Consider the following 19,808-nt stretch of genomic DNA (forward strand, 5'->3'; position numbering starts at 1 on the left):
GAGGTGCGCGCCCTCGATCTGCAAGAGGCGTGGCAGCTTTTGATTCTGAGTCTCGTGCGACCGCGAGGGGTCGCACCCGGGTTGCGAGTAGTCGAACTCAGGTCGTGGGGACGGGGTTCGCGAGCCAGGCGGTCAATGTGGACTGGAACAGTTCTGGATCGACGTTCGCTTCCCATCCATGGGGAGCTGTCTTGGTTGCGACCAGCTTCACCGTGCCATGCGCGGCAGCGAACTCCCTTGTGAGTTCGAACGGGATCTCTTCGTCGCCGTCCGAGTGGATCACAAGTGTGGGGATGCCCAGAGTGAACTCGTCGATCCAGTCGAGGCGGTGGAAATCGAGGGGAGCCGGAATCCCTATGAGCTTGCTTCCGGCCGATGAAGCCATCGTGCGGGTGACGAGTGCAGCAAGAAAGGCTGGCAGCCGGGCGCGACGAATGCCGTGACGGACAATGGCCATCCAGTTCGTAGCCGGCGCGATGAGCGCGAGCCGCTCGAACGCCGTTGGATCGTGTCGCAACAACTCCAGCGCGATCCCGGCGCCCATCGACCAAGCGACGACGTATACCTGCGATGCGCCGCGCGACCGAGCGAATCGCACTGCGTCTGCGAGATCGAGCCACTCCCGTTGACCCAGGTACGACACTCGGGCAGCGGGACCGTCACCTGCGCCGCGATAGGTGATCACGAGCGAGGTGAGGCCTGCGCGCTCGGCAGCTTCGACGGACCGGAGCGTCACCAAGCGCGAGGTTCGGATTCCTTCGACGTGGATGACCCAAGGAGCGTCATCCCTACCGGGGAATAGCCAAGCGGGCGCAACTTCTCCGTCACTCAGCGGGATCGCGATGTCCTCCCACTTCGGGTCGACCTCCGACGGACTGTTCATGACATGACCGGTGAGCTGCGCTTCGAATGGATCCGAGGGGATAGTCGAGGTCGAGCTGAGGACGCTTCGGAGCACGTACCGCTCGTCGACCCTGTGCACGGGACCGATCAGGATGTGCTGTTGGAATTCCTCCCCGAACCAGAGCCCATACCTGCCCGGAGCCGAAGTGAGGACGCTCCTCGGCAATTCGACGCTGTCTCCGACCCGACGCGCGACTATCGCCTTACGGCGCGGCGCTACTCCCACCACGCGGAATGCAAGCTTGCGGATCAACCACGCGATCGGTGCGATCACGACAACGATCGCGACGATCCCGACGGCAGGGATCATGCGACAGCTACCTTCGGATCGGCACTCGACATCCGAACTACAGACGGCGCACGCATCTGGCGGTCGAGTAACTCCGCTGTGGCCCGCAGGAGAACGCGCTCGCTCTTCGTCAGAGGTTGGCTGTTCGCGATATCGGTGAGGCGAACGGCGAGCCGGTACGCCTCATGAACGGGATCCTCGTCCGGAATGTCGGCGAGCGTCATTCCTCGTCCGACATTCGCACGTTTGAGAAGGCGTCTGAGTGTGGCATGCATCGAGCGACGGCTCGCGCGAACGATGGCGAAGACGATGATGCCGGCGCAGATGAGCACCACTCCTCCGTAGAAGGGGATAACGAACATGTCCCCTACCAACTCGACAAGGGTGGACCTCCCCGGTTGAACCAGCCGCAGCGTGAGGTAAACGATCTCGAGGAGGCTCGCGAGAATGATCGCCCCAGCGCCCACCCGTATCAGGATGTACGGGCGAGGCTCGCGCCCACGGATCCCGATGAGCATACGAACCATGATCACGATCACCCACGCCATGTAGATGCACGCGTAAGCCCACAGACCCGCTTGATCAGCGTTCTCCTTCACGAAGTCGTTTGACGTCTTGTCGCGCTCCGCGATCAAGAAGAAGGGGATCGTGAAGGAGACGAGCATCGCCGGCAGCTCCCAAAGACTCTTGCGGTGGAAACGCGTACCGTCAAGAGTTCGTGACGCCTGCATCACGAACCAGAACGCCGTGGTGGCGAGGAGATTCTGAGCGAGATTGACGACGTTCGATCCGCCTATCCACTCATCGAGAACAGGGAGAGGAACCACCACACCGACCATGAAGATGGCTCCCAGGCCCGTGATAGTTGCGAACCACGTGAGCCTGCTCGAAGGTTCGCGAATTGCGGAGGGCAAGCGCAGCAGCGTGAGAGCAAGGAGCGCGAGGAAGGCGACGGTCTCCATTCCGATGCGCATCAGCCGAACACCGCCTCGTCGCGCCCGTGACGCGGTCGCAGCACAAGCCGGGACAGCATCTGCGACAGCTTCTCGGCCTCAGCCTCCATCACCAGCCCGGTCTCGTTGAAGTCGAGATCCTCTTCGAAGTCGGGGGTCGCGATTCCGCGTGCGAGCACGGTCTGACCAGCCCGAGCATGCTCATGACCGGGGTGCTTGATCGGAAGTGTCGTGCATCCGGTGTGCCCGAAAGCCACGTGTGACAGCTCATGGAGCACGGTGTGGAATTGGTACCACCGCGGGTCGGACTTACGAACCAGAATCTTCGCCGAGTCGGCGGTGAGCAACACCAATCCGGTGATGTTCTCCCAGTCGCGATCCCCCACCGGTTCGACAACGATGCGCCGGCCGCTCGCGTGCGCCACGCACTCGACGATGTCGGTGAGTTCCGCTTCCGCAGGCAGCTTCAGCCGCCGAAGCTGCGCCTCGACGCGACTACGGAGCTCATGCTGGTTCCGAGAAGCGGTGTACGTCATAGCGGTCCGTCCTGCGACCGCATCGCCAGCGATGCGACCGCCCGACCTGCACAACTGTACGCGCTTGCGCAGTCAAGCGCTCGGGTCTATCTCACTGCGCAGAGATGGAACGCAATGACTGCGCAATCGCGCGGAGAGCAGCCGGCGAGACCTCGCCGACCGCCCGCGCAGAGATCGAGTCCGCCCCCGAGTCCTTGAGTGCCTCGCGGAAATCGAGGTTCGCCTCTGCCGCCTCGGCCGCCTCGTCGTCATCCAGGTCCAACAGGTATGTCGGGGAAATTCCGGCGTAATCGCTCACGCCCTCGAGCAGGCGGACGCTTACACCGGTTCCCGCTCCCCCACCGATGAGCGCAGCCCAGTTCTCGGCGCTCAGAGAAATTCCCCGCTCCGCCAAGTCCCGGAGAAGCTGGTGAAGGTCGAAGGCTGAGCCGTCGGCTCGCGGCGCGTGCGCAACAGCGGTCAGCCGGCGACCGAGCTCGCGTGGGCGCGTCTGCACCAGAGCTTCGATCTCTTCCACCGCACCGTCGAGGGCAGCTACCCGAGAGATCTCATGCGGGTGCACCCCGAGTGCTCCGGCGATGTTCTCGATGTCGTTCACATCGAAAGGGGCGGCACCGCGCAGCCTCGAGTAGAAGTAGCTCGACGAGATCCCTGCGCGCTCGATGAGCTCCTGGTTCGTCATGCCGGCGGCGTCTCTGAGTGTCGAAATCGCCCGCGCCAGGTCCATCGACCAGGCGCCTGCCTCGCCGAGCGCTCGTCTAGCCACGAGAACAGGGTATCGGTGTACATGCGAACGGCCTCATTGCGTATATACGCAGAGCATGGCGTATCATCAATCTATGAAGGCACACTCGTGGGACTCGTCATAGTCGAAATCGATAGCTGACCTACGGCGCGCACCCAACCACTTCGCGCGCTGAGCTTTGCACCTCCTCATCGCAAACGGCGCCATAAGAGAATGCGATCTCGCGAAGGTGCCTCTTCGGCTCCCAATGGAGCACCTCAGTGTTATCGACGCGCGAGTCGCGCGTCACCACTCAGGAGAGGTGGTCGTCGTGTCCGACTCGATGGCAAGACCCGACTCGGGATCGAGGCTCACGGAGTTACATGATCGGCTCGTTCAGTCCGTGGAAACGCTGATCCATAGCGACGACTGGAAACGCGCGCTCGAGTTCACGGCTCATTTCCGCTCGCGGTCGTTCAACAACACTCTGCTGATCTGGGCGCAGCACGCGGCCGCGTTCGAGGCGGGGATGGTCACGCAGCCGATGCCGACCTATGTCGCGGGCTTCAGGCAATGGGAGGACCTGGGCCGCAGAGTCGTGGCGGGGCAGCACGGCTACATGATCTTCGCGCCGCGAACGGCGCGGTTCGCGACATCCACCCCCCTGGATGCATCATCGTGGCGTCGCCTTGCGACGCGGGAGCGCCCACGTTCCGGCGAGACGGTGCGCGTCGGGGTGACCGGCTCGCGGCCGGCTTACGCATGGGATATCACGCAGACGACCGGCCCGCCGGTCACAGAGCCTCCGGGTCCGCAGCTCCTACGAGGAGACGCGCCGACCGGGCTGTGGGTCGGGCTCGCGACATTGGTCGAGGAGGAGGGGTTCAGCCTGTCGCTGGCAGCCGGCGCAGCAGCGCTGGATGGCGCTAGCGGGCGTACAGACTTCTCGAGGCGGCACGTCGAAGTCCGGGAGGACATGGATGCGGCCGCGCGAACGAAGACGCTCGCGCACGAGCTCGCACACATTCGACTGCACAATCCGGGCAGTGAAGCAATGCCTCACCGCGGGATCGGGGAGGTAGAGGCAGAGTCCGTCGCTCTCATTGTGGCCGCCGCGCATGGCATGGACACCCAGGAGTACACGATCCCCTACGTCGCCGGCTGGGCAACGGGAGTGCCTGACATGGATGCTGTCGCGGTTGTGCAGCAGACCGGCGAGCGCGTGCGGCGGGCGGCGGTGGCAATTCTCGAACAACTGCCGACCGAGCAGATCAGCGCAGGCGATCCTCCCGGCTTTGAGCGCCCCGGACCTGCACTGAATCGGGTCCGGTCAGTCACGGCGTCGAACCCGGCGCGAACGACCGACCACGCGATCGCGAGGAGTTTGTCATGAACATCGCAGAGGTGCTGCTGCAAGTCGGGCGACTAGACACTCGCCGAGCGGCGGTGCAGTTCGCGGCTGCAGGACTGCCCATCTTCCCGTGCGAGCCGGGTGGCAAGCGTCCGCTGACCGGTGCTGGATTCTTCGACGCTACGCGCGACGTCGAACAGATCAGGTCGTGGTGGATTCGCTCACCGGGCGCGAACATCGGGCTGCCCACCGGCCATGCGTCGGGCATCGACGTTGTCGACGTGGACGTCAAGCCGCACGGATCGGGCTTCCCCCTGCTTCGCAGGGCCGTCGACGAAGGACTCCTCGACGGAGAACTCGCGCGCGTGCGCACGCCATCGGGCGGACTGCACATCTACTTCCCGGCGTCCGGGACCGCTCAGCGGTGCTGGCAAGCAGCCCGCGCACACATCGACTTCCGCGGTGACGGCGGCTACATCGTCGTCCCGCCTTCAGTGACTCGCTCCCAGAGCGGCACGAAGGCGTACACCCCCTTCTCGCTCTCGTCGGGTCCGGCCCTGCCCGTGGATGCTGTTGCGTTGCGCAACTTCGTGGATCCGCGGCCCGTCCGTGAAGCTCGAGCGCAGACGGATGCGGTCAGCGGCGAGGTGCTCGCCCATTGGGTGTCTCGACTTCGCGAGGGTGAACGCAATCACGGACTGTTCTGGGCGGCGTGCCGACTAAGCGAAGCAGGAGTGATCGCGGACGCGATCATCGAACTGCTCGGACCAGCCGCTGCCCGCATCGGACTGGACGCGGATGAGATCGAACGCACGGTCCACTCGGCATTCCGGCACACGCATCCTGGCCGGGCGAGCACCGGCGTGACCGCTCTCAGCAACTCGCCGCCGGCATCACGGATGTCCCACTTGACGCGGGGCTTGCCGTGAACCGTGCGGAAGGCGGCATTCGTCTTGCAATGCTGACCGCGGTCGTAGGCACAGTCTTCATCGCGGCAGGCGCGTTCTGGCTCTCGTTCACCTCACTCGCGGACCTCGCGCGGCGTTCCGGTCTGGGACACGACCAGGCATGGGCCTGGCCACTGATCGTCGACGGAATCATCGTCGTCGCGACCGTCGCCGTGGTCGTACTCAGCGGAACGCGCGCCGCGTGGTACCCCTGGATGCTGCTCTTTGCAGGCGCGCTCATCTCCGTGGCCGGCAACGCCGTCCATGCTGTCGTCACCGCGAGCTCGGACGTACCGCTCGTGCTGGCCGCGGCTGTCGCAGCCGTCCCACCCCTCGTACTTCTCGCCATCACCCATCTCACATCGGTGCTGACCCGCCATGCCGCCCCATCCACATCCGGTCAGCGAGCTGAGCCCGAGGTGGTGGTCGACTCGATCGCTGACGAGAGAGTTTCCCTGCGTGTCGTCGCCGCCGAAAGGCCGCGCGCACTGGCCAACGAAGGGCCCGCCCGCGCAGCGGAGCTTCGCGCGGCCGGATGGTCGAACCGCGCGATCGCTGAGCGCCTGGGGGTCCATCCGGCGACGATCGGCCGATGGCTGCAGGACCGCGTGCCCCACACCGGGCCACAGAACGAACTGACAGAAGGGAGTTGAATGATGCACGAATCACCGACTGGCCACGAGGACGGGACTTTCAAGCGGTTCACGGAGCGTGAAGCGCTCGAACTGACGACTGATGACTTCCCAGTCTCATCGCGGCATCCCCACTTCGTGGCAGACGCCGAGAAACGGATCCGAGCCGGCCTCGCGCCCGAGCACCAGGTCAGCTGGGTTCGCGTCTCCGACCTCCTGAGCTCGGGAACTGGTCGGATCGCGGGCCGCGGGATCGACTTCGAGGCCGAGCTCGCTCGACGGCTACGGCATCCTGTCGACCTCACTCGACGGTCCATCCGGGATCGCCGCGCGTCACTGCCTCCCCTCGACGCGTTCGGCCGCGGCCACTCCCAGACGACTCGCAACGCGCTCGGGCGGAGTTGATCTGCGATGGTCTCGCGCTCGAATCCCTCAGCAACGGAGACCCGCCTGCGCACCTTCTTGCCAGGAGGTGCCACCATGGCGGGATCAGAGCAACCGACGAAGACGACGTTCAAGGACCCAGAGGGCCTTCGAGCGGTCCTTGAACGCTTGAGCGGCGCCGAAGCCGAGGGGTGGCAATCGGACCGCGAGGTCGCCGACCTCATGCGCTACGCGGCCTTGCGCTATGCAGCGCTCGCCCGCAAGCACGGACTCGACCCGTGGGAGGCTGCGGGATTCGCCTTCGAAGCGATGCGAGCCACCTCTGCGCGCCGCGCCGACGATCCCTGGGCCATCGTGACGCGCGCTGTGCAGATCACCTGCATCGCGGAAGAACGAGCGCGTGGTCTCCTATGCTCCGTCCACCAGGCTCGCCGACCCCGGTACTCGGTCTTCCACGACGCCGAGCGCTTCAGTGACCGCGAAAACGCCCTGCCCGACTACCACCCTGCGTTCCGAGTTGCGCCCCCCGATCACGACGCGCCGGAGCCGGGCGGTGCAATCAATTCCGCGATCGAAGACGCGATCGCGCTGTTCGCCCTCGTCGGCTGGCCCGCCGACACCGTGCGCGCCGGAGTCGAGTACGTGTGCGCGCGGCTTGCCGACGCGACCTCGCGGCCCGCGGCATTCGAACAGCTCCGCCGTGACCAGGCCGCGCGGACACTGTTGGACCTCCCGCAGGCTGCGTGGAGAGCGATGTTGCAGGTGTTGCTCGGCTGCCCTGACCCCGCGCAGGAGCACACGGCTGCGGGCCGCGGTATCCTTCTCCGTCTGCTGGTCGGCGATTCGCTGGAGGCACTTCTTCACGATGATCGCGTCTTGGCCAGCCTCCTCGACAACGCGCCCTGCCGACGACCATGAACCAGCAGGGGCACGTCGAGCTTGAGCGATCCGTCGACTCCATCCGGGTCGGATCGAGACACCGTGCCGATCTCGGCGACATCGATGCGCTTGCCGAATCGATCGAGAGTCAGGGGCTCCTCCAGCCCATAACAGTCACACCCGAAGGCGTCCTCGTCTGCGGAGCGCGCCGACTCGCCGCACTGCGGCAGCTCGGTGTTCGGAAGGTCAGCGTGTGGATCCGGGGCGGTATCTCGGACCGGCTCACGCAGGTGCTGGCCGAGCAGGACGAGAATGCGCTGCACAAGCCCCTCTCGCCGACCGAGGCGGCCGCCCTGTATCGCGAGTGCAAGATGCTCCTCGCCGAAGACGCCGCGCGGCGGCAGGTTGCATCGCGGTTCGGCGCTGGCGACACCCAGCCGCAGCCAGGCGGCGCCGTTACGGTAACGGCACCGTCGAAGCGCAACGACGGCGACACCCGCACACAGGCGGCGCTGATGGTCACCGGCCGACGCTCCTTCACGACGCTGGAGCGCATCGGCCGGCTCCAAGACATCGCTGCGGATCAGTCCTTGCCCGCAGAGGTTCGTGTTCGCGCACGGGCCGAGCTCGATGCGGTCGAAGGCGGCGCCCCGGTCCTCCCCGCGTTCCGTCGCGTGAGCGAAGGCCAGGTCCTCGCGGAGCTCGAGACGGTCGCCAAATCACCCAGAGTGACCGCAGAGACGCGCGACGCGGCGAACACGGCCGCCTCGAAGATTCGAGCCGGCGAAGCACCGTCGTGGGGTGAGGACCCGCGACAGTTCGCCGCGCATGCGATGGCGCAGTCAAAATCAGACCAGCCGGGGCCCGCCGCCATGCACAAGGTCATCTCGGCTGAGCTCAAGCGGTTCGTCTACACGTGGGATGACCTCGCCAGATGGTGGGAGCGGTTCGACCCGGGTGTCATCGCGTCCGGGCTCACGCCGGAAGAGTGGCAGCGATTCGAGCAAACCCTCGAGGGCAGTCGAAGGTTCGCCGAGCGCGTTCGTGCGCTCCGCGCCGACGACGCGACGACGTCGCGGCGCGCCAGCTGACGTCGCGCCCGAGACAGCCGCCGCGCACCTTTCCGTCGACTTCGCTGCCCACTGATCGACGGGACCTCTCATGCACGCTCAACGCCGTGGACGGATGGTAATCGCCGGGGTGATCGCCGGTGGCGGCATCCTGATCCTGTTGATCGGGATCGGTGCATACGGCCTGCTTCGAGGACCAGCATCGACCGCGCCTCCATCGACCGCGACAAGCAGCGCGTCGAATCCGGGCGTCGCCGCCCCGGTCATGCAGCCCCGGCCCCTGGCTGCCACAGCCCGCTCCGAAGTGTTCGCCCGGTCCGTGGCGGATTCGCTCTTCCGCTGGGACACCCGCAGCTCAGCGGGACCGGCCGAGTGGTCACAGCCCCTTATCGACGTCGGCGACGCGGACGAAGCTGCTGGCCTCGCTTCAGACGTCCGGGGCTACCTGCCAACAGTCGAACAGTGGGACCAGCTCGAGATGTACGGGACAGTTCAGCGGCTCACGATCGACGTGATCCGGGTGCCGGCCGCGTGGGCGGGTGCTGTCGCTCAGGCGGCACCCGGTCAGCTGCCGCCCGGCGCGATCGCGTACACGATCAGCGGAATCCGCCATCGCAACGGCACATGGGACGGCGAGCCGACGACGACAGCAAGCGAGGTGACGTTCACCGTCTTCATCGCCTGCCCCCGCGATCAGCATTGCCGGCTCCTGCGTCTCTCGCGCCTGAACGAGCCGCTCGAGTGACGCGATGTCGAAGATTGTTGGCCTGCTGCTCGTGCTGTTGATCACCTTCCCAGCGATCGGGCTCGTCGCAGTCGCGACTCTGCTCAGCCCCGCAGTCGCGTCGTGCTCTATCAGCGGTCTCGTGGTCGGCCCGATTCCCGAGTCGTTGACGGCTCGCTCGCGGGATGGGCACGAAGTCACCCTGGATCGACGCCAGCTGACTCACGCCGCGACGATTATCACGGTCGGCGCACAAACGGTTGGGGTCGGTCGCCCTGGCGTGGTAGTCGCGATCATGGCCGCCCTGACCGAGTCGACCCTACAAATGCTGGCGAATTCGACCGCCTATCCGGAATCTACGGCGTATCCGAACGACGGCGACGGCTCCGATCACGACTCGCTCGGCCTTTTCCAAATGCGTCCTGACGCCGGATGGGGAATCGTCGCGGAGCTGATGGATGCGTCGTACCAGGCCCGCGCGTTCTTTGGCGGCCCGACGGGACCCACCGGCGGTTCGCCCGGGGGGTTGCTGGATATCGCCGGGTGGCATTCGCTCGACCCGGGCGTCGCTGCGCAGGCCGTCGAGGTAAGCGCCTATCCCGATCGATACCAGAACTATCAGCCCGTCGCAGAAGCAATCCTCAGGGCACTCATTGCGAGGTCGTCGAGCGTCGGCGCACGCGAGGACCCGCGGGTGCCGGAGACGACGAGGGTCGTGTTTCCACTCCCGCCCGGTACCTACAACGACACCTCGAGCTTTGGGTGGCGCACCGATCCGTTCACGGGCAAGCGGACCTTCCACGAGGGCAGCGACCTCACCGCCGCAGGTGGGACGCCGATCCTCGCGATCGCCGATGGTCTCGTGACCTTCGTAGGGCACAACGGTGGGTTCGGCAACCTGATCATCGTCGAACATCGCGTCGGCGGCGATCGGGTCGCCTCGTACTACGCGCACATGTGGGATGGCGGCATCCACGTCGTGGCGGGCAGCAGCGTTGCGGCTGGACAGCACATCGGCGATGTGGGCTCGTCGGGACGTTCCACAGGTCCCCACTTGCACCTCGAGATCCACCCGGGAGGGCCATCGCATGCGCCGGTGAACGCCATCGACTGGCTGACCGAGCACGGCGCCGAAGGCATAGACAGCGGGGCACTCGTACGCGCCGCGTGCGTCGCACCAGCATCATGAGCACCAACGTCTTCCCGGACTTCGGCGCCGTCGGCGCCGCGGATCAGCTACGCGACATCGTCGGCGCACTCATGATGTTCGCACTCATCACCTCGGTCCTCATCCTCGTCGTCTGCGCCGTCACATGGGCGTTGGCCGCGGGGCACGGGCATTACCAAACGGCAGCGCGGGCACGGCTCGGGGTATGGCTCGCGTGCGGCACGGCCGCGCTCGCCGGCGCCGCCGTCGCACTGGTCAACTTCCTCCTCGGCGTCGGCGCCGGCCTGTAGCAAGGAGCGATCTCGCAGGAACCGCAGGCGCTCCTCACCTACGACACCCATTTCGTCCAGGCGAGGAGAGCCCCGTGATCGACATAGACCCGAATGCCACAGGTCTTCCAGGCATCGAGCAACTGCGCGTCATCGTCGGGGCGGTCATGACGATCGGCCTCATCCTGAGCGTTCTCGCGCTGATCGTGTCCGCGATCGTGTGGGGCTTCGGCGCGAACTCCTCCAATCCTCACCTCGCATCTCGGGGCAAGCTCGGCGTGCTGGTGTCATGCGGCGCCGCGATCATCTGCGGCGCCGCGGTCACGCTCATCAACTTCTTCTGGGGCGTCGGTCAGACCGTCTGACCGGCACGAAGATCAAGGGCGAATCGCGATGAGCGTATGCGACGTGCCGGTCATCGCCACGGTCTGCGACACGGTCGGCCAAAGCACCGCGTCCCTCATCGCCGCGCCGTTCGACTGGCTCGCCTACGCAATGGGATCAGCCGCGACCTGGCTGTTCGAGGCGGTGTGGACCGCGTTCGACAGCACCACGCTCGTCGACGTCAAAGCCCCCGGATACATCGATGTGTTCAACGTGCTCTTCGGGGTCGCCGTCTTCGTCACCCTCGTCTTCTTCTGCTTTCAACTGATCACCGGGCTGATACGGCGCGACCCCGGTGCGCTCTCGCGAGCCGGATTGGGATTGGGCAAATCGATCCTCGGGTCGTTCGTCGTGATCTCGCTCACCGCCATCCTCCTGGAGCTCACCGATCAGCTCGCGATCGGCATCGTGCACGCCACAGGCAACACGATGGCCGGCATCGGCGACCGCATAACGCTGCTTATGGTCGGCCTCAACGCGATCAACATCACCACCCCGGGAGTGGGCGCGATCGTCACCATCTTCCTCGCCGGACTGGCGATCAGCGCTGCCGCCATCGTCTGGTTTTCCCTCCTGATCCGCAAGGCGCTGCTGCTCGTCGCAATCGTCTTTGGACCGATCGCACTAGCCGGATCGACGTGGGATGCGACCAAGGGCTGGTTCGGAAAGTGGGCGGCGTTCGTTCTCGCGCTGATCCTGTCGAAGCTCGTGCTCGTCGTCATCTTCCTCGTCGCGGTGGCGCAAGTGGCAGCACCCATCGACGCCGATCTCGCATCGATCAGCGACCCGTTGGCCGGGATCGTCCTGATGTTCATCGCCGCGTTCGCGCCATACATCACCTACAAGTTCCTCAGCTTCGTCGGCTTCGACATGTACCACGCCATGTCCAGCGAGCAAGAAGCGAAGTCGTCGCTCAATCGACCGGTACCGGTGCCCACTAGTCCGATGGCGGGGAACGCTTCGAAGATCCTCGGCGCGACAGGACAGCGCAGCGGCGGCGCCGCGACCGGCGGCACTGCTGCCGGTGCCGGGACGGCGACCGCCGTCGGAGCTGGGGTCACAGCGGGTGCGGCGGTCGTCTATGGCGCAGCGACGGCGGGGCCGAAGGCCGGCGGCGCCATTGCGGGAGCAGCAAGCGCTCAGACGTCCAGCGCAGACGGTGCGGGTCCGGCCGAGTCGAACTCGCGCGGGGTAGGTCGGGTGCATGAGGCGCCGCCGGGAGTCGCCACGCCCGGACATCACTCGTCCGCACCGCGGCCGCCGCTGAGGGTTCCACCGAGACAGGGAGAGCCACGACCATGACACGACCGAATTCGAGCTCTGACTTCCAGCCGGTACCCGTGCAGTTCTCGCGATTGGCCAGGCGCGGAATCCTTCTCGGACTGTCTCTTCCACAGCTCATTGCAGTTTCCTGCGCCCTCGTCACGATCGTGGCCTCGCTCTACACGTCGGGCGCTGAGGCGATCGCGTGGACGGCCCCGATCTGGCTGTCAGCGATCCTTCTGGCCACCGTAGGCGTCGGCGGACGAAAGCTCGTCGAATGGACGCCCGTCCTGTGGCAGTGGTCATGGCGGAGGTTGACCGGGCAACTCGTCTACCGCAAGCGAGTCGAACTGCTACGGCCCGTGGGCACACTGGCGCTTCCGGGTGACGCAGCCCGGCTACGCGAGTGGGTCGATGTCGAGTCAGGCGCCGTCATGATCCACGATCCTCACGGGCAGACTCTCACGGCGACTCTCGCCGTTTCGCACCCCGCGTTTGTGCTGCTCGATCCCACCGAGCAGCATCGTCGAGTGACCGGTTGGGGTCGTGTGCTCGCCAGCGCCTGCCGTTCAGGTCGCATTTCTCGACTACAGGTGTCGGAGCGAACTCTGCTCGACTCCGGCACAGGGCTGGACGAGTGGTGGGATCGCCATGGAGTGGACGACGGCCGCTGGGCCGCCGCGACATACCGGGAACTGATTGCACGCGCGGGCCCGGCTGGCGAGCGACATGCCACGACGATCAGCATCGCGCTGGACCTGCACGCCGCTGCACGGCAGATCCGCGCCAGCGGCGGCGGAGTCCGTGGCTCGGCGAACATCCTCCGCCAAGAGATGGCCTCGCTTGTGAACTCCCTCCGCGCCGCTGATCTCAGCGTCGGCGACTGGCTCGGTCCGGACGATCTCGCCCCCGTGTTGAGGTCGGCATATGATCCCGCGGCGAGCCTCACCCTCGACCGGCATCCGACGCTCGGTCACTCGCTGGCCGACGCAGGCCCCGTCGCGGTCACCGAGACCTGGGACGGGCTGCGCAGCGACACCGCTCATCACGTCGTCCTTTGGATCAGTGAATGGCCGCGCTCTCAGGTGTACCCGGGATTCCTCTCGCCACTGGTGCTGTCCAACGGTGTGCTGCGCACCGTCGCCTTGCATTACATCCCCGTGCGGTCCGACCACGCCGCCCGAGACATCCGACGCAAGAAGACAGAGCTGATCAGCGACGCCCAGCAGCGCCGCCGCATCGGACAGATCGAGGATGCTGCTGCCGCCGCCGAGTACGAAGACGTGCTGCAGCAAGAAGCGGATCTGACTGCCGGCCACGGCGTCCTGCGCACAGTCGGACTGATCGCCATCTCCGCCCCGACGCGAGCGGAACTCGACGTTGCCGTCGCAACCGTCGAACAGGCCGCTATCCAGGCCTCCTGCGAGACGCGCCGGCTGGTCGGCCAGCAGGCGCAGGCCTTCGCCGCCGGCGCGCTGCCCCTCTGTCGGCCGACGTGAGCGTGCGCACCTAGTGAGTGATTGGAGCACCTCATGAACACCGACGGCACGACCGGTCTGATCGCTGTCAACGCCTCGACCGCGATGCGCGAGATGGCCCACGCTACGATCACGGTCGACGAACCTGCCGATCTCCACCCCCTGATCGATGAACTGCTGGGCTCGCTCCGCTCGCTCGTGCAGATCGCAGACCAGCTCGCCCACGCCCACATGCACCACCGCGGTCGAGCACGGAGCGAGACCGGAGATGCCGCGCTCGGCGCATGGGAAGCAGACAACGCCACGTGGTCCCTCGTGCGGGCGCGCGAACTCCTCGACGCCGCTGAAGGCGCCGTCGACCTCGCCTCCCAAAGCGCAAGGCAATTGGCCTGGGTCCCCGCCGAGCAAGGCGAACGCTGGCTGAATGTCGTCTTCCTGGAGGGCGCTGACGCAATACGAGTACTCGACACCATTGAACGGTCAGGTGCGCCGGCCGCGATCTGGCACCTTGCGCAGTGGGATCTTGGCGATGAGACCACCGAAGCGGCCCTCGTCAACGGATACGTGTATGAGGGGATCCCTACATGTCCTACCGATCGCACGGCTGAGGACCACGCGTCAGGGTACGCGCTTATCCACAACCCCATGCTCGGCTACGTCTCACTGTTGCGTCGATTTCCCGGTCATCCGGACGGCGCGGTAATCCCCGCGCAGCCGATTGGTAGAGCGGCGATCGAAGCGCAAACTCGATCCCTTCCCGCGCGGATGCTGGCGCGGCCCCCCGCAACGAGGACAGCCGTGAGGAGCGTCGGACTGTGAGGGGCGACGAGCAACTGCACGCCACTGTCCTAATCAACCCGCGCAACGAGCGTCGTCGCCAGCGCCGACGCCGGGAGCGGGCAGCAGCTCGACTCGCCACCGACGTACGCAAGTCGCGAGCGCGCGAGAGCAAGGACCAGTGGGCTGCCGAGCGAGCCGAGGTGCGCGCGGCGGCCTACCTGCCCGCCGCTGGCGAAACCGGACCGGCCGCGCTGCGGATGCCGCGCCGTCTACGACTTCCGCAGCACCAGGACACGTCAGCCACCATGGCCGGACACTACCCCTTTCTCGCCGAAGCAGGACTCGGATCCGCCGGAGTCTTCGTCGGGCAGGACCTCTACTCCGGCGGCTCCTTCGTGTACGACCCGTGGGTGCTCTATCAGCGCGGAGTCATCACCGCACCCAATGTCGTGCTCGCGGGGATCGTTGGATCGGGCAAGTCTTCGCTCGCCAAGTCCCTCTATTCTCGCTCGCTACCCTTCGGTCGCCGCGTCTACGTCCCGGGCGATCCCAAGGGCGAGCACACAGCGGTTGCGGAAGCGGTCGGCGGCCGTGCCATCATCCTCGGCCACGGTCTCCGCAATCGTCTGAACCCGCTCGACGAGGGGCATCGCGCTTCGGCGCTGTCCGACTCCGAATGGACCGCGCAGGTCGCCGCGCGCCGCCGCGACCTGATCGGCGCGCTTGCAGAAACGGTGCTCGAGCGCTCCCTGATGCCTCTGGAGCACACCGCCATCGACCTCGCTCTGACGGACGTCGTGCGCAGCGCAGACGTGCCTATCCTCCCCATGGTCGTCGACCGCATCCTTTCACCGACCCGATCAGACGACCACGAAGACCGCCTCGCCGAAGACGGCCGCCTCGTCGGCCACGCGCTGCGGAGACTCGTCGCAGGCGACCTGGCGGGCCTGTTCGACGGACCTTCGACAGTCAGGTTCGATCCGTCCCTGCCAATGGTGTCGCTCGATCTGTCCCGGGTCGCCGAGAACTCCACCCTGGTGTCGGTCCTGATGACGTGCTCGTCGGCGTGGATGGAGGCGGCGCTGGCCGACCCAGCTGGCGGACAACGCTGGGTCATCTACGACGAAGCGTGGCGGTTGATGGCGTACCCAGCACTGCTTCGCCGGATGGATGCGCAGTGGCGACTGGCACGTCACTACGGCATTGCCAACATGCTCGTCTTCCACAAGCTGTCTGACCTCGACAACGTCGGCGACTCCGGGTCCGCGATGCGCGCGCTCGCGTCGTCACTCCTTGCCAACGCCGAGACACGGATCGTGTACCGGCAGGAACCCGATCAGCTCGGATCCACCGCCGCCGCGCTCGGACTGACTCGCACGGAGATGAATCTGCTGCCCGCGCTCAGTACCGGGCAGGGGCTGTGGCGCGTGAAGGATCGTAGCTTCGTCGTCCAGCACCAGCTGCATCCCGACGAGCTCACGGTCTTCGATACGACCGCTCGGATGACGCCTTGACCGCAGCGATACCGGATGCACCGCTCCCCCAAAGGAGGCACCTCATGGACCACTCGTTCTCCGAAGATCGCCTTGCCCGCATCAGCTTGGCCATGGCTTCCGAACCCGGCGACACCGTCACCGGCATCCTCGTCGCGCGCGTCGGCGCGGCAGAGACGCTCGCTCTGGTCACCGCAGAGACGTCGCTGCCCGCCTCTATAGATCCCGCCGAAGGCAGCCTTTGGCGGCGGAGGCTCGCACCGCGGCTCGACCCGGGCCACGTCGACAGCGTCCGAGACGAGATGGAACGCCGCAACCTGACGATGCTCACGACGGAAGACCTCACCTGGCCGGCCGAACTGCAACAGCTCGGCCCTCGGGTGCCGCTCGCGCTCTGGCTCAGCGGACAGCCCAGCCGCCTCGAAGGCATCACCGCGAACCGCATCACGCTGGTCGGAGCCCGCGCCGCGACGAGCTACGGCGAGCACATCACCATGGAACTCGCCGCAGACCTCGCCTCACAGGGCCGAGTCATCTGCTCGGGAGGTGCGTACGGCATCGACGGCGCCGCACACAGGGCCGCCACGATGTCACGCCCGGGATCTACCGTCGCGGTCCTCGCGACTGGGCTTGACCGCTTCTACCCCGTCGGCAACCAGCAGCTGTTCGAGCGGATCCAGGACTCCGGAGGCCTTCTCGTCAGCGAACTGCCGCCGGGAGCCTCGCCGACCAGATGGAGGTTCCTGCAGCGCAACCGGCTGCTCGCCGCACTGAGCGGCGCGACCATCGTCGTCGAGGCGGGCTACCGCTCGGGGTCGCTCAACGTCGCAAGCCAAGCCCACTCCCTCGGGCGACCCATCGGTGCCGTCCCCGGACCCATCACCAGTCCCGCGAGCGCCGGCTGCCACCGACTCCTCCAGGAAGGCATCGCGACGATCATCACCGACACCCGAGACGCAATCGATCTGCTCGACTCGACCAACAGTGTTGGAGTCGACCGTCCATTCGGATCCGCCACGGCCGCGCGCCGACCCCTTCGGCTCGAACCGGACATCAGCCTGTGATCCCCTCGGCGCGCCGCCGCGGTGAGGCAGCCCCATGACCACGCCAAAAGCGCCGAGCTACGGTGACGAGCTCACCAATCTCGGCCTCTGCGTCATCATCGCCGGTGCCGCGGTCGCGACCCTGCTTCGCGCGGCGGGCTCAATTGCAGCCTGGGTGACGGGGCTGGACCAGCCCACCGCCGGAATTGCAGCGGGGCTCACCGTGCTGCTGAATCCCGGTGATCCGGGCGTGGCCATGCGAGCGCCCGGCATCAACCCCGTCGTCTACTGGGTGTGCGCGGGGCTTTTGATCCTTATCGCCACGGGCGTCAGCATCCTTGGCTGGCGGCTCGTCCGGGGAACGTCCCGACGGGGTCGAGTCGACCCGCACCACATCGAGGGGATCGCCGGTCGAGACGACGTCGCCAAGGCCGCATCCCAACACGCGCTCATGCGGCGCGCGGCTCACCTGCGCCCCTCCCTCACGCACGCACGCCCGGCGGATGTCGGCTATTTCATCGGTCACTCCCGGTCGTCGGCGGTGTGGGCGAGCGTGGAGGACTCGATCCTCGTCATCGGTCCGCCAAGATCCGGGAAGGGCGCGCACATCGTCATCAACGCGATCCTCGATGCCCCGGGTGCCGTGGTCACCACCTCCACCCGCCCCGACAACCTCACCGCCACTCTCCGCGCGCGAGAACGCCTCGGCCCAGTCGCCGTGTTCGATCCTCAGAAGCTCGCCGAGGGGATCCCCGCCGGTCTGCGCTGGTCGCCGATTCGGGGTTGCGAGAATGCCCTGACGGCGATGATCCGCGCCACCGGGCTCGCCGCCGGCACTGGTCTCGCCGCCGGTGGCGTCGAATCTGGCGGGTTCTGGGAAGCCAAGACCCGCACAGCCCTGCAGTCCCTTCTGCACGCGGCTGCGCTCGCCGACCGACCACCCAGCGAACTGTTCCGTTGGACGCTCGATCCCGCGGCAGCCGCCGACGCGGTCGCCATTCTGATGAACGACCCGCGCGCCGCGACCGGCTGGGCCGACTCGCTCCAGGCCATGCTCGAAGCCGACCCCCGAACCCGGGACTCCATCTGGCAGGGCGTGTCACTTGCGCTCGGGGCGCTCGCCGACCCGCGCGTGCTCGCCGCCGTGTCACCGGGCGAGGGCGAATCGTTCGACCCGGAGTCCTTCCTGCGGAGCAACGGCACCCTATTCCTCCTCGCTACTGGCGCCGGCGCCAATAACTCCGCAGCTCTCGTCGCCGCGTTCGTCGAAGACGTCGTCGAGTCCGCCCGGCGGATCGCCGCCCGCAATCCCGGCGCCCGCCTGGACCCGCCACTCCTGCTCGCCCTCGACGAGATCGGCAACCTTGCCCCACTCCCATCTTTACCGACGCTGATGGCCGAAGGCGGCGGCACCGGCATCACCACCATGCCGGTGCTGCAATCGCTGACCCAGGCACGCTCGAAGTGGAGCGACAATGCCGCCGGCGCGATCTGGGATGCCTCCATCATCAAAATCATCCTCGGCGGCGCCTCCAACTCCCGCGATCTCCAAGACCTCTCCACGCTCATCGGCGAACGCGACGAAGCCACAGACTCCATCACCGTCGGCGACCGCGGCACCCGATCCTCACAGCGATCCGTGCGCCGGGTGGCGATCATGCCGCCCGACGTCATCCGCACTCTCCCGTTCGGCACCGCACTGGTCATGTTCCGCGCCGCACCGCCAATCGTGACCCGGCTGCGCACCTGGACCTCGCGGCGCGATGCGAAGTCGCTGCTCAACGACCGCTCCGGGCTCGAGACACTGTTGCGGCAGCCTCATGCTGCTCCACCGCCCGCCTCGGACGAGCCGGTGGAGTAACCGCGTTCGACCACACTTACCTCCACGCGCACTACATGCGGTCCTTCATCAACCGATCGAGCTGGATCGGCCGCGAGGCGCCCCGTCGTGCCGGTAGCCGGCTCCTTCTCGGACCGCTCACGACCGTGAGGTCAGCAACCGACGTCATGGTCGCAGGAACGTCGCGTGCACCTTGTGGGTGAAGCGGACCAGCACGGTCCGCCCCGACGCAAAGGATCAGTCCGATGGCTCTCCACACCCAGCAGTCCATCTCCGGCTTCATCGCCTCGGAGCCGCAGCAGTCCATCACGGAGAACGGCGACACTCGCCTGTATGTCCGGATCGGGCAGCCGCACTTCCGCCGCAACGAGGACGGAACCTTCACCGAACTCGAGCCGAGCTTCCACGACATGGTCGCGTACCGCGCGACCGCCGAACGTGCCCTCTCCCGGTTCGCGAAGGGAGACTCGTTCATCGCCGAGGGCTACATCCGCACCTTTTCTATCGAACGCGACGGGCAGGTCGTCGATGCGGAGGAGTTCGTCGCCAAGAAGCTCGGCCACGATCTCGCCCGCACCAATTATGAGGTCGACCGGACCCGACGGGCGGCCGCGATTGGGCGCAAAGCGCCGACCAGGCAAGTGTCAGTGACCGGGCCAAGGAACGCCGTCGCCAGCGCGCTCGGCGTCTGATCGGAC

20 protein-coding genes are annotated in these 19,808 nt (G+C 66.6%); 16 read left to right on the top strand and 4 right to left on the bottom strand.

Features of this window, described 5'->3' with window-relative positions:
- Positions 1 to 97 precede the first annotated feature (97 nt).
- The 4 genes from ABD188_RS18250 to ABD188_RS18265 form a co-directional block, all read right to left on the bottom strand.
- Complete coding sequence (locus ABD188_RS18250) at positions 98 to 1,213, bottom strand: alpha/beta hydrolase family protein (RefSeq protein WP_344065679.1); 1,116 nt, start codon at positions 1,211 to 1,213, stop codon at positions 98 to 100.
- Entirely contained in the window at positions 1,210 to 2,154 is a 945-nt protein-coding gene (locus ABD188_RS18255; protein ID WP_344065682.1) for a hypothetical protein, read from the bottom strand. Before ABD188_RS18255 ends, ABD188_RS18250 begins: the two co-directional genes overlap by 4 nt.
- Before the next feature lie 11 nt (positions 2,155 to 2,165).
- A complete protein-coding gene (locus tag ABD188_RS18260; protein ID WP_344065685.1) occupies positions 2,166 to 2,681 on the bottom strand; it encodes a hypothetical protein in 516 nt (171 codons plus the stop codon).
- Positions 2,682 to 2,772: 91 nt separating this feature from the next.
- The gene (locus ABD188_RS18265) at positions 2,773 to 3,447 is read right to left on the bottom strand and encodes a helix-turn-helix domain-containing protein (protein ID WP_344065688.1); all 675 of its coding nucleotides are present in this window, start codon (positions 3,445 to 3,447) and stop codon (positions 2,773 to 2,775) included.
- A 301-nt stretch (positions 3,448 to 3,748) separates the two neighbouring features.
- Between ABD188_RS18265 and ABD188_RS18270 the strand changes: the two genes are divergently transcribed.
- From ABD188_RS18270 to ABD188_RS18345, 16 genes are all read left to right on the top strand, one after another.
- On the top strand, positions 3,749 to 4,798 hold the full coding sequence (locus ABD188_RS18270) for an ArdC-like ssDNA-binding domain-containing protein (protein ID WP_344065691.1): 1,050 nt from the start codon (positions 3,749 to 3,751) through the stop codon (positions 4,796 to 4,798).
- Positions 4,795 to 5,685, top strand: a complete 891-nt coding sequence (locus ABD188_RS18275; RefSeq protein WP_344065693.1) for a bifunctional DNA primase/polymerase — start codon at positions 4,795 to 4,797, stop codon at positions 5,683 to 5,685. The genes ABD188_RS18270 and ABD188_RS18275 overlap by 4 nt, the downstream gene beginning before the upstream one ends.
- Positions 5,686 to 5,714: 29 nt before the next feature.
- The gene (locus ABD188_RS18280) at positions 5,715 to 6,356 is read left to right on the top strand and encodes a DUF2637 domain-containing protein (RefSeq protein ID WP_344065696.1); all 642 of its coding nucleotides are present in this window, start codon (positions 5,715 to 5,717) and stop codon (positions 6,354 to 6,356) included.
- 459 nt (positions 6,357 to 6,815) lie between these two features.
- Positions 6,816 to 7,637, top strand: a complete 822-nt coding sequence (locus ABD188_RS18285) for a hypothetical protein (protein ID WP_344065699.1) — start codon at positions 6,816 to 6,818, stop codon at positions 7,635 to 7,637.
- A complete protein-coding gene (locus ABD188_RS18290; protein WP_344065702.1) occupies positions 7,634 to 8,689 on the top strand; it encodes a ParB N-terminal domain-containing protein in 1,056 nt (351 codons plus the stop codon). Before ABD188_RS18285 ends, ABD188_RS18290 begins: the two co-directional genes overlap by 4 nt.
- Before the next feature lie 94 nt (positions 8,690 to 8,783).
- Positions 8,784 to 9,413, top strand: a complete 630-nt coding sequence (locus tag ABD188_RS18295; protein ID WP_344065705.1) for a hypothetical protein — start codon at positions 8,784 to 8,786, stop codon at positions 9,411 to 9,413.
- Positions 9,414 to 9,417: 4 nt separating this feature from the next.
- A complete protein-coding gene (locus ABD188_RS18300; RefSeq protein WP_344065708.1) occupies positions 9,418 to 10,581 on the top strand; it encodes a M23 family metallopeptidase in 1,164 nt (387 codons plus the stop codon).
- Positions 10,578 to 10,850 (top strand): DUF6112 family protein, encoded by a 273-nt coding sequence (locus tag ABD188_RS18305; RefSeq protein WP_344065710.1) that lies wholly within the window; start codon positions 10,578 to 10,580, stop codon positions 10,848 to 10,850. Before ABD188_RS18300 ends, ABD188_RS18305 begins: the two co-directional genes overlap by 4 nt.
- A gap of 74 nt (positions 10,851 to 10,924) precedes the next feature.
- The gene (locus ABD188_RS18310) at positions 10,925 to 11,194 is read left to right on the top strand and encodes a DUF6112 family protein (protein ID WP_243073697.1); all 270 of its coding nucleotides are present in this window, start codon (positions 10,925 to 10,927) and stop codon (positions 11,192 to 11,194) included.
- A gap of 28 nt (positions 11,195 to 11,222) precedes the next feature.
- The gene (locus ABD188_RS18315) at positions 11,223 to 12,515 is read left to right on the top strand and encodes a TrbL/VirB6 family protein (protein WP_344065717.1); all 1,293 of its coding nucleotides are present in this window, start codon (positions 11,223 to 11,225) and stop codon (positions 12,513 to 12,515) included.
- Entirely contained in the window at positions 12,512 to 13,975 is a 1,464-nt protein-coding gene (locus ABD188_RS18320; protein WP_344065721.1) for an SCO6880 family protein, read from the top strand. The genes ABD188_RS18315 and ABD188_RS18320 overlap by 4 nt, the downstream gene beginning before the upstream one ends.
- 33 nt (positions 13,976 to 14,008) lie before the next feature.
- A complete protein-coding gene (locus ABD188_RS18325; protein WP_344065724.1) occupies positions 14,009 to 14,773 on the top strand; it encodes a hypothetical protein in 765 nt (254 codons plus the stop codon).
- A complete protein-coding gene (locus tag ABD188_RS18330) occupies positions 14,770 to 16,248 on the top strand; it encodes an ATP-binding protein (protein WP_344065727.1) in 1,479 nt (492 codons plus the stop codon). Before ABD188_RS18325 ends, ABD188_RS18330 begins: the two co-directional genes overlap by 4 nt.
- Before the next feature lie 44 nt (positions 16,249 to 16,292).
- Positions 16,293 to 17,291, top strand: coding sequence for a DNA-processing protein DprA (dprA, locus tag ABD188_RS18335; RefSeq protein ID WP_344065730.1), 999 nt, complete (start codon positions 16,293 to 16,295; stop codon positions 17,289 to 17,291).
- A 34-nt stretch (positions 17,292 to 17,325) separates the two neighbouring features.
- Positions 17,326 to 19,131, top strand: a complete 1,806-nt coding sequence (locus tag ABD188_RS18340) for a TraM recognition domain-containing protein (RefSeq protein WP_344065733.1) — start codon at positions 17,326 to 17,328, stop codon at positions 19,129 to 19,131.
- A 224-nt stretch (positions 19,132 to 19,355) separates the two neighbouring features.
- Positions 19,356 to 19,802 (top strand): single-stranded DNA-binding protein, encoded by a 447-nt coding sequence (locus ABD188_RS18345; RefSeq protein WP_344065736.1) that lies wholly within the window; start codon positions 19,356 to 19,358, stop codon positions 19,800 to 19,802.
- The last annotated feature ends 6 nt before the right edge of the window (positions 19,803 to 19,808 follow it).

Origin of the sequence: Microbacterium pumilum, assembly GCF_039530225.1 — a bacterium.
Taxonomy (GTDB): domain Bacteria; phylum Actinomycetota; class Actinomycetes; order Actinomycetales; family Microbacteriaceae; genus Microbacterium; species Microbacterium pumilum.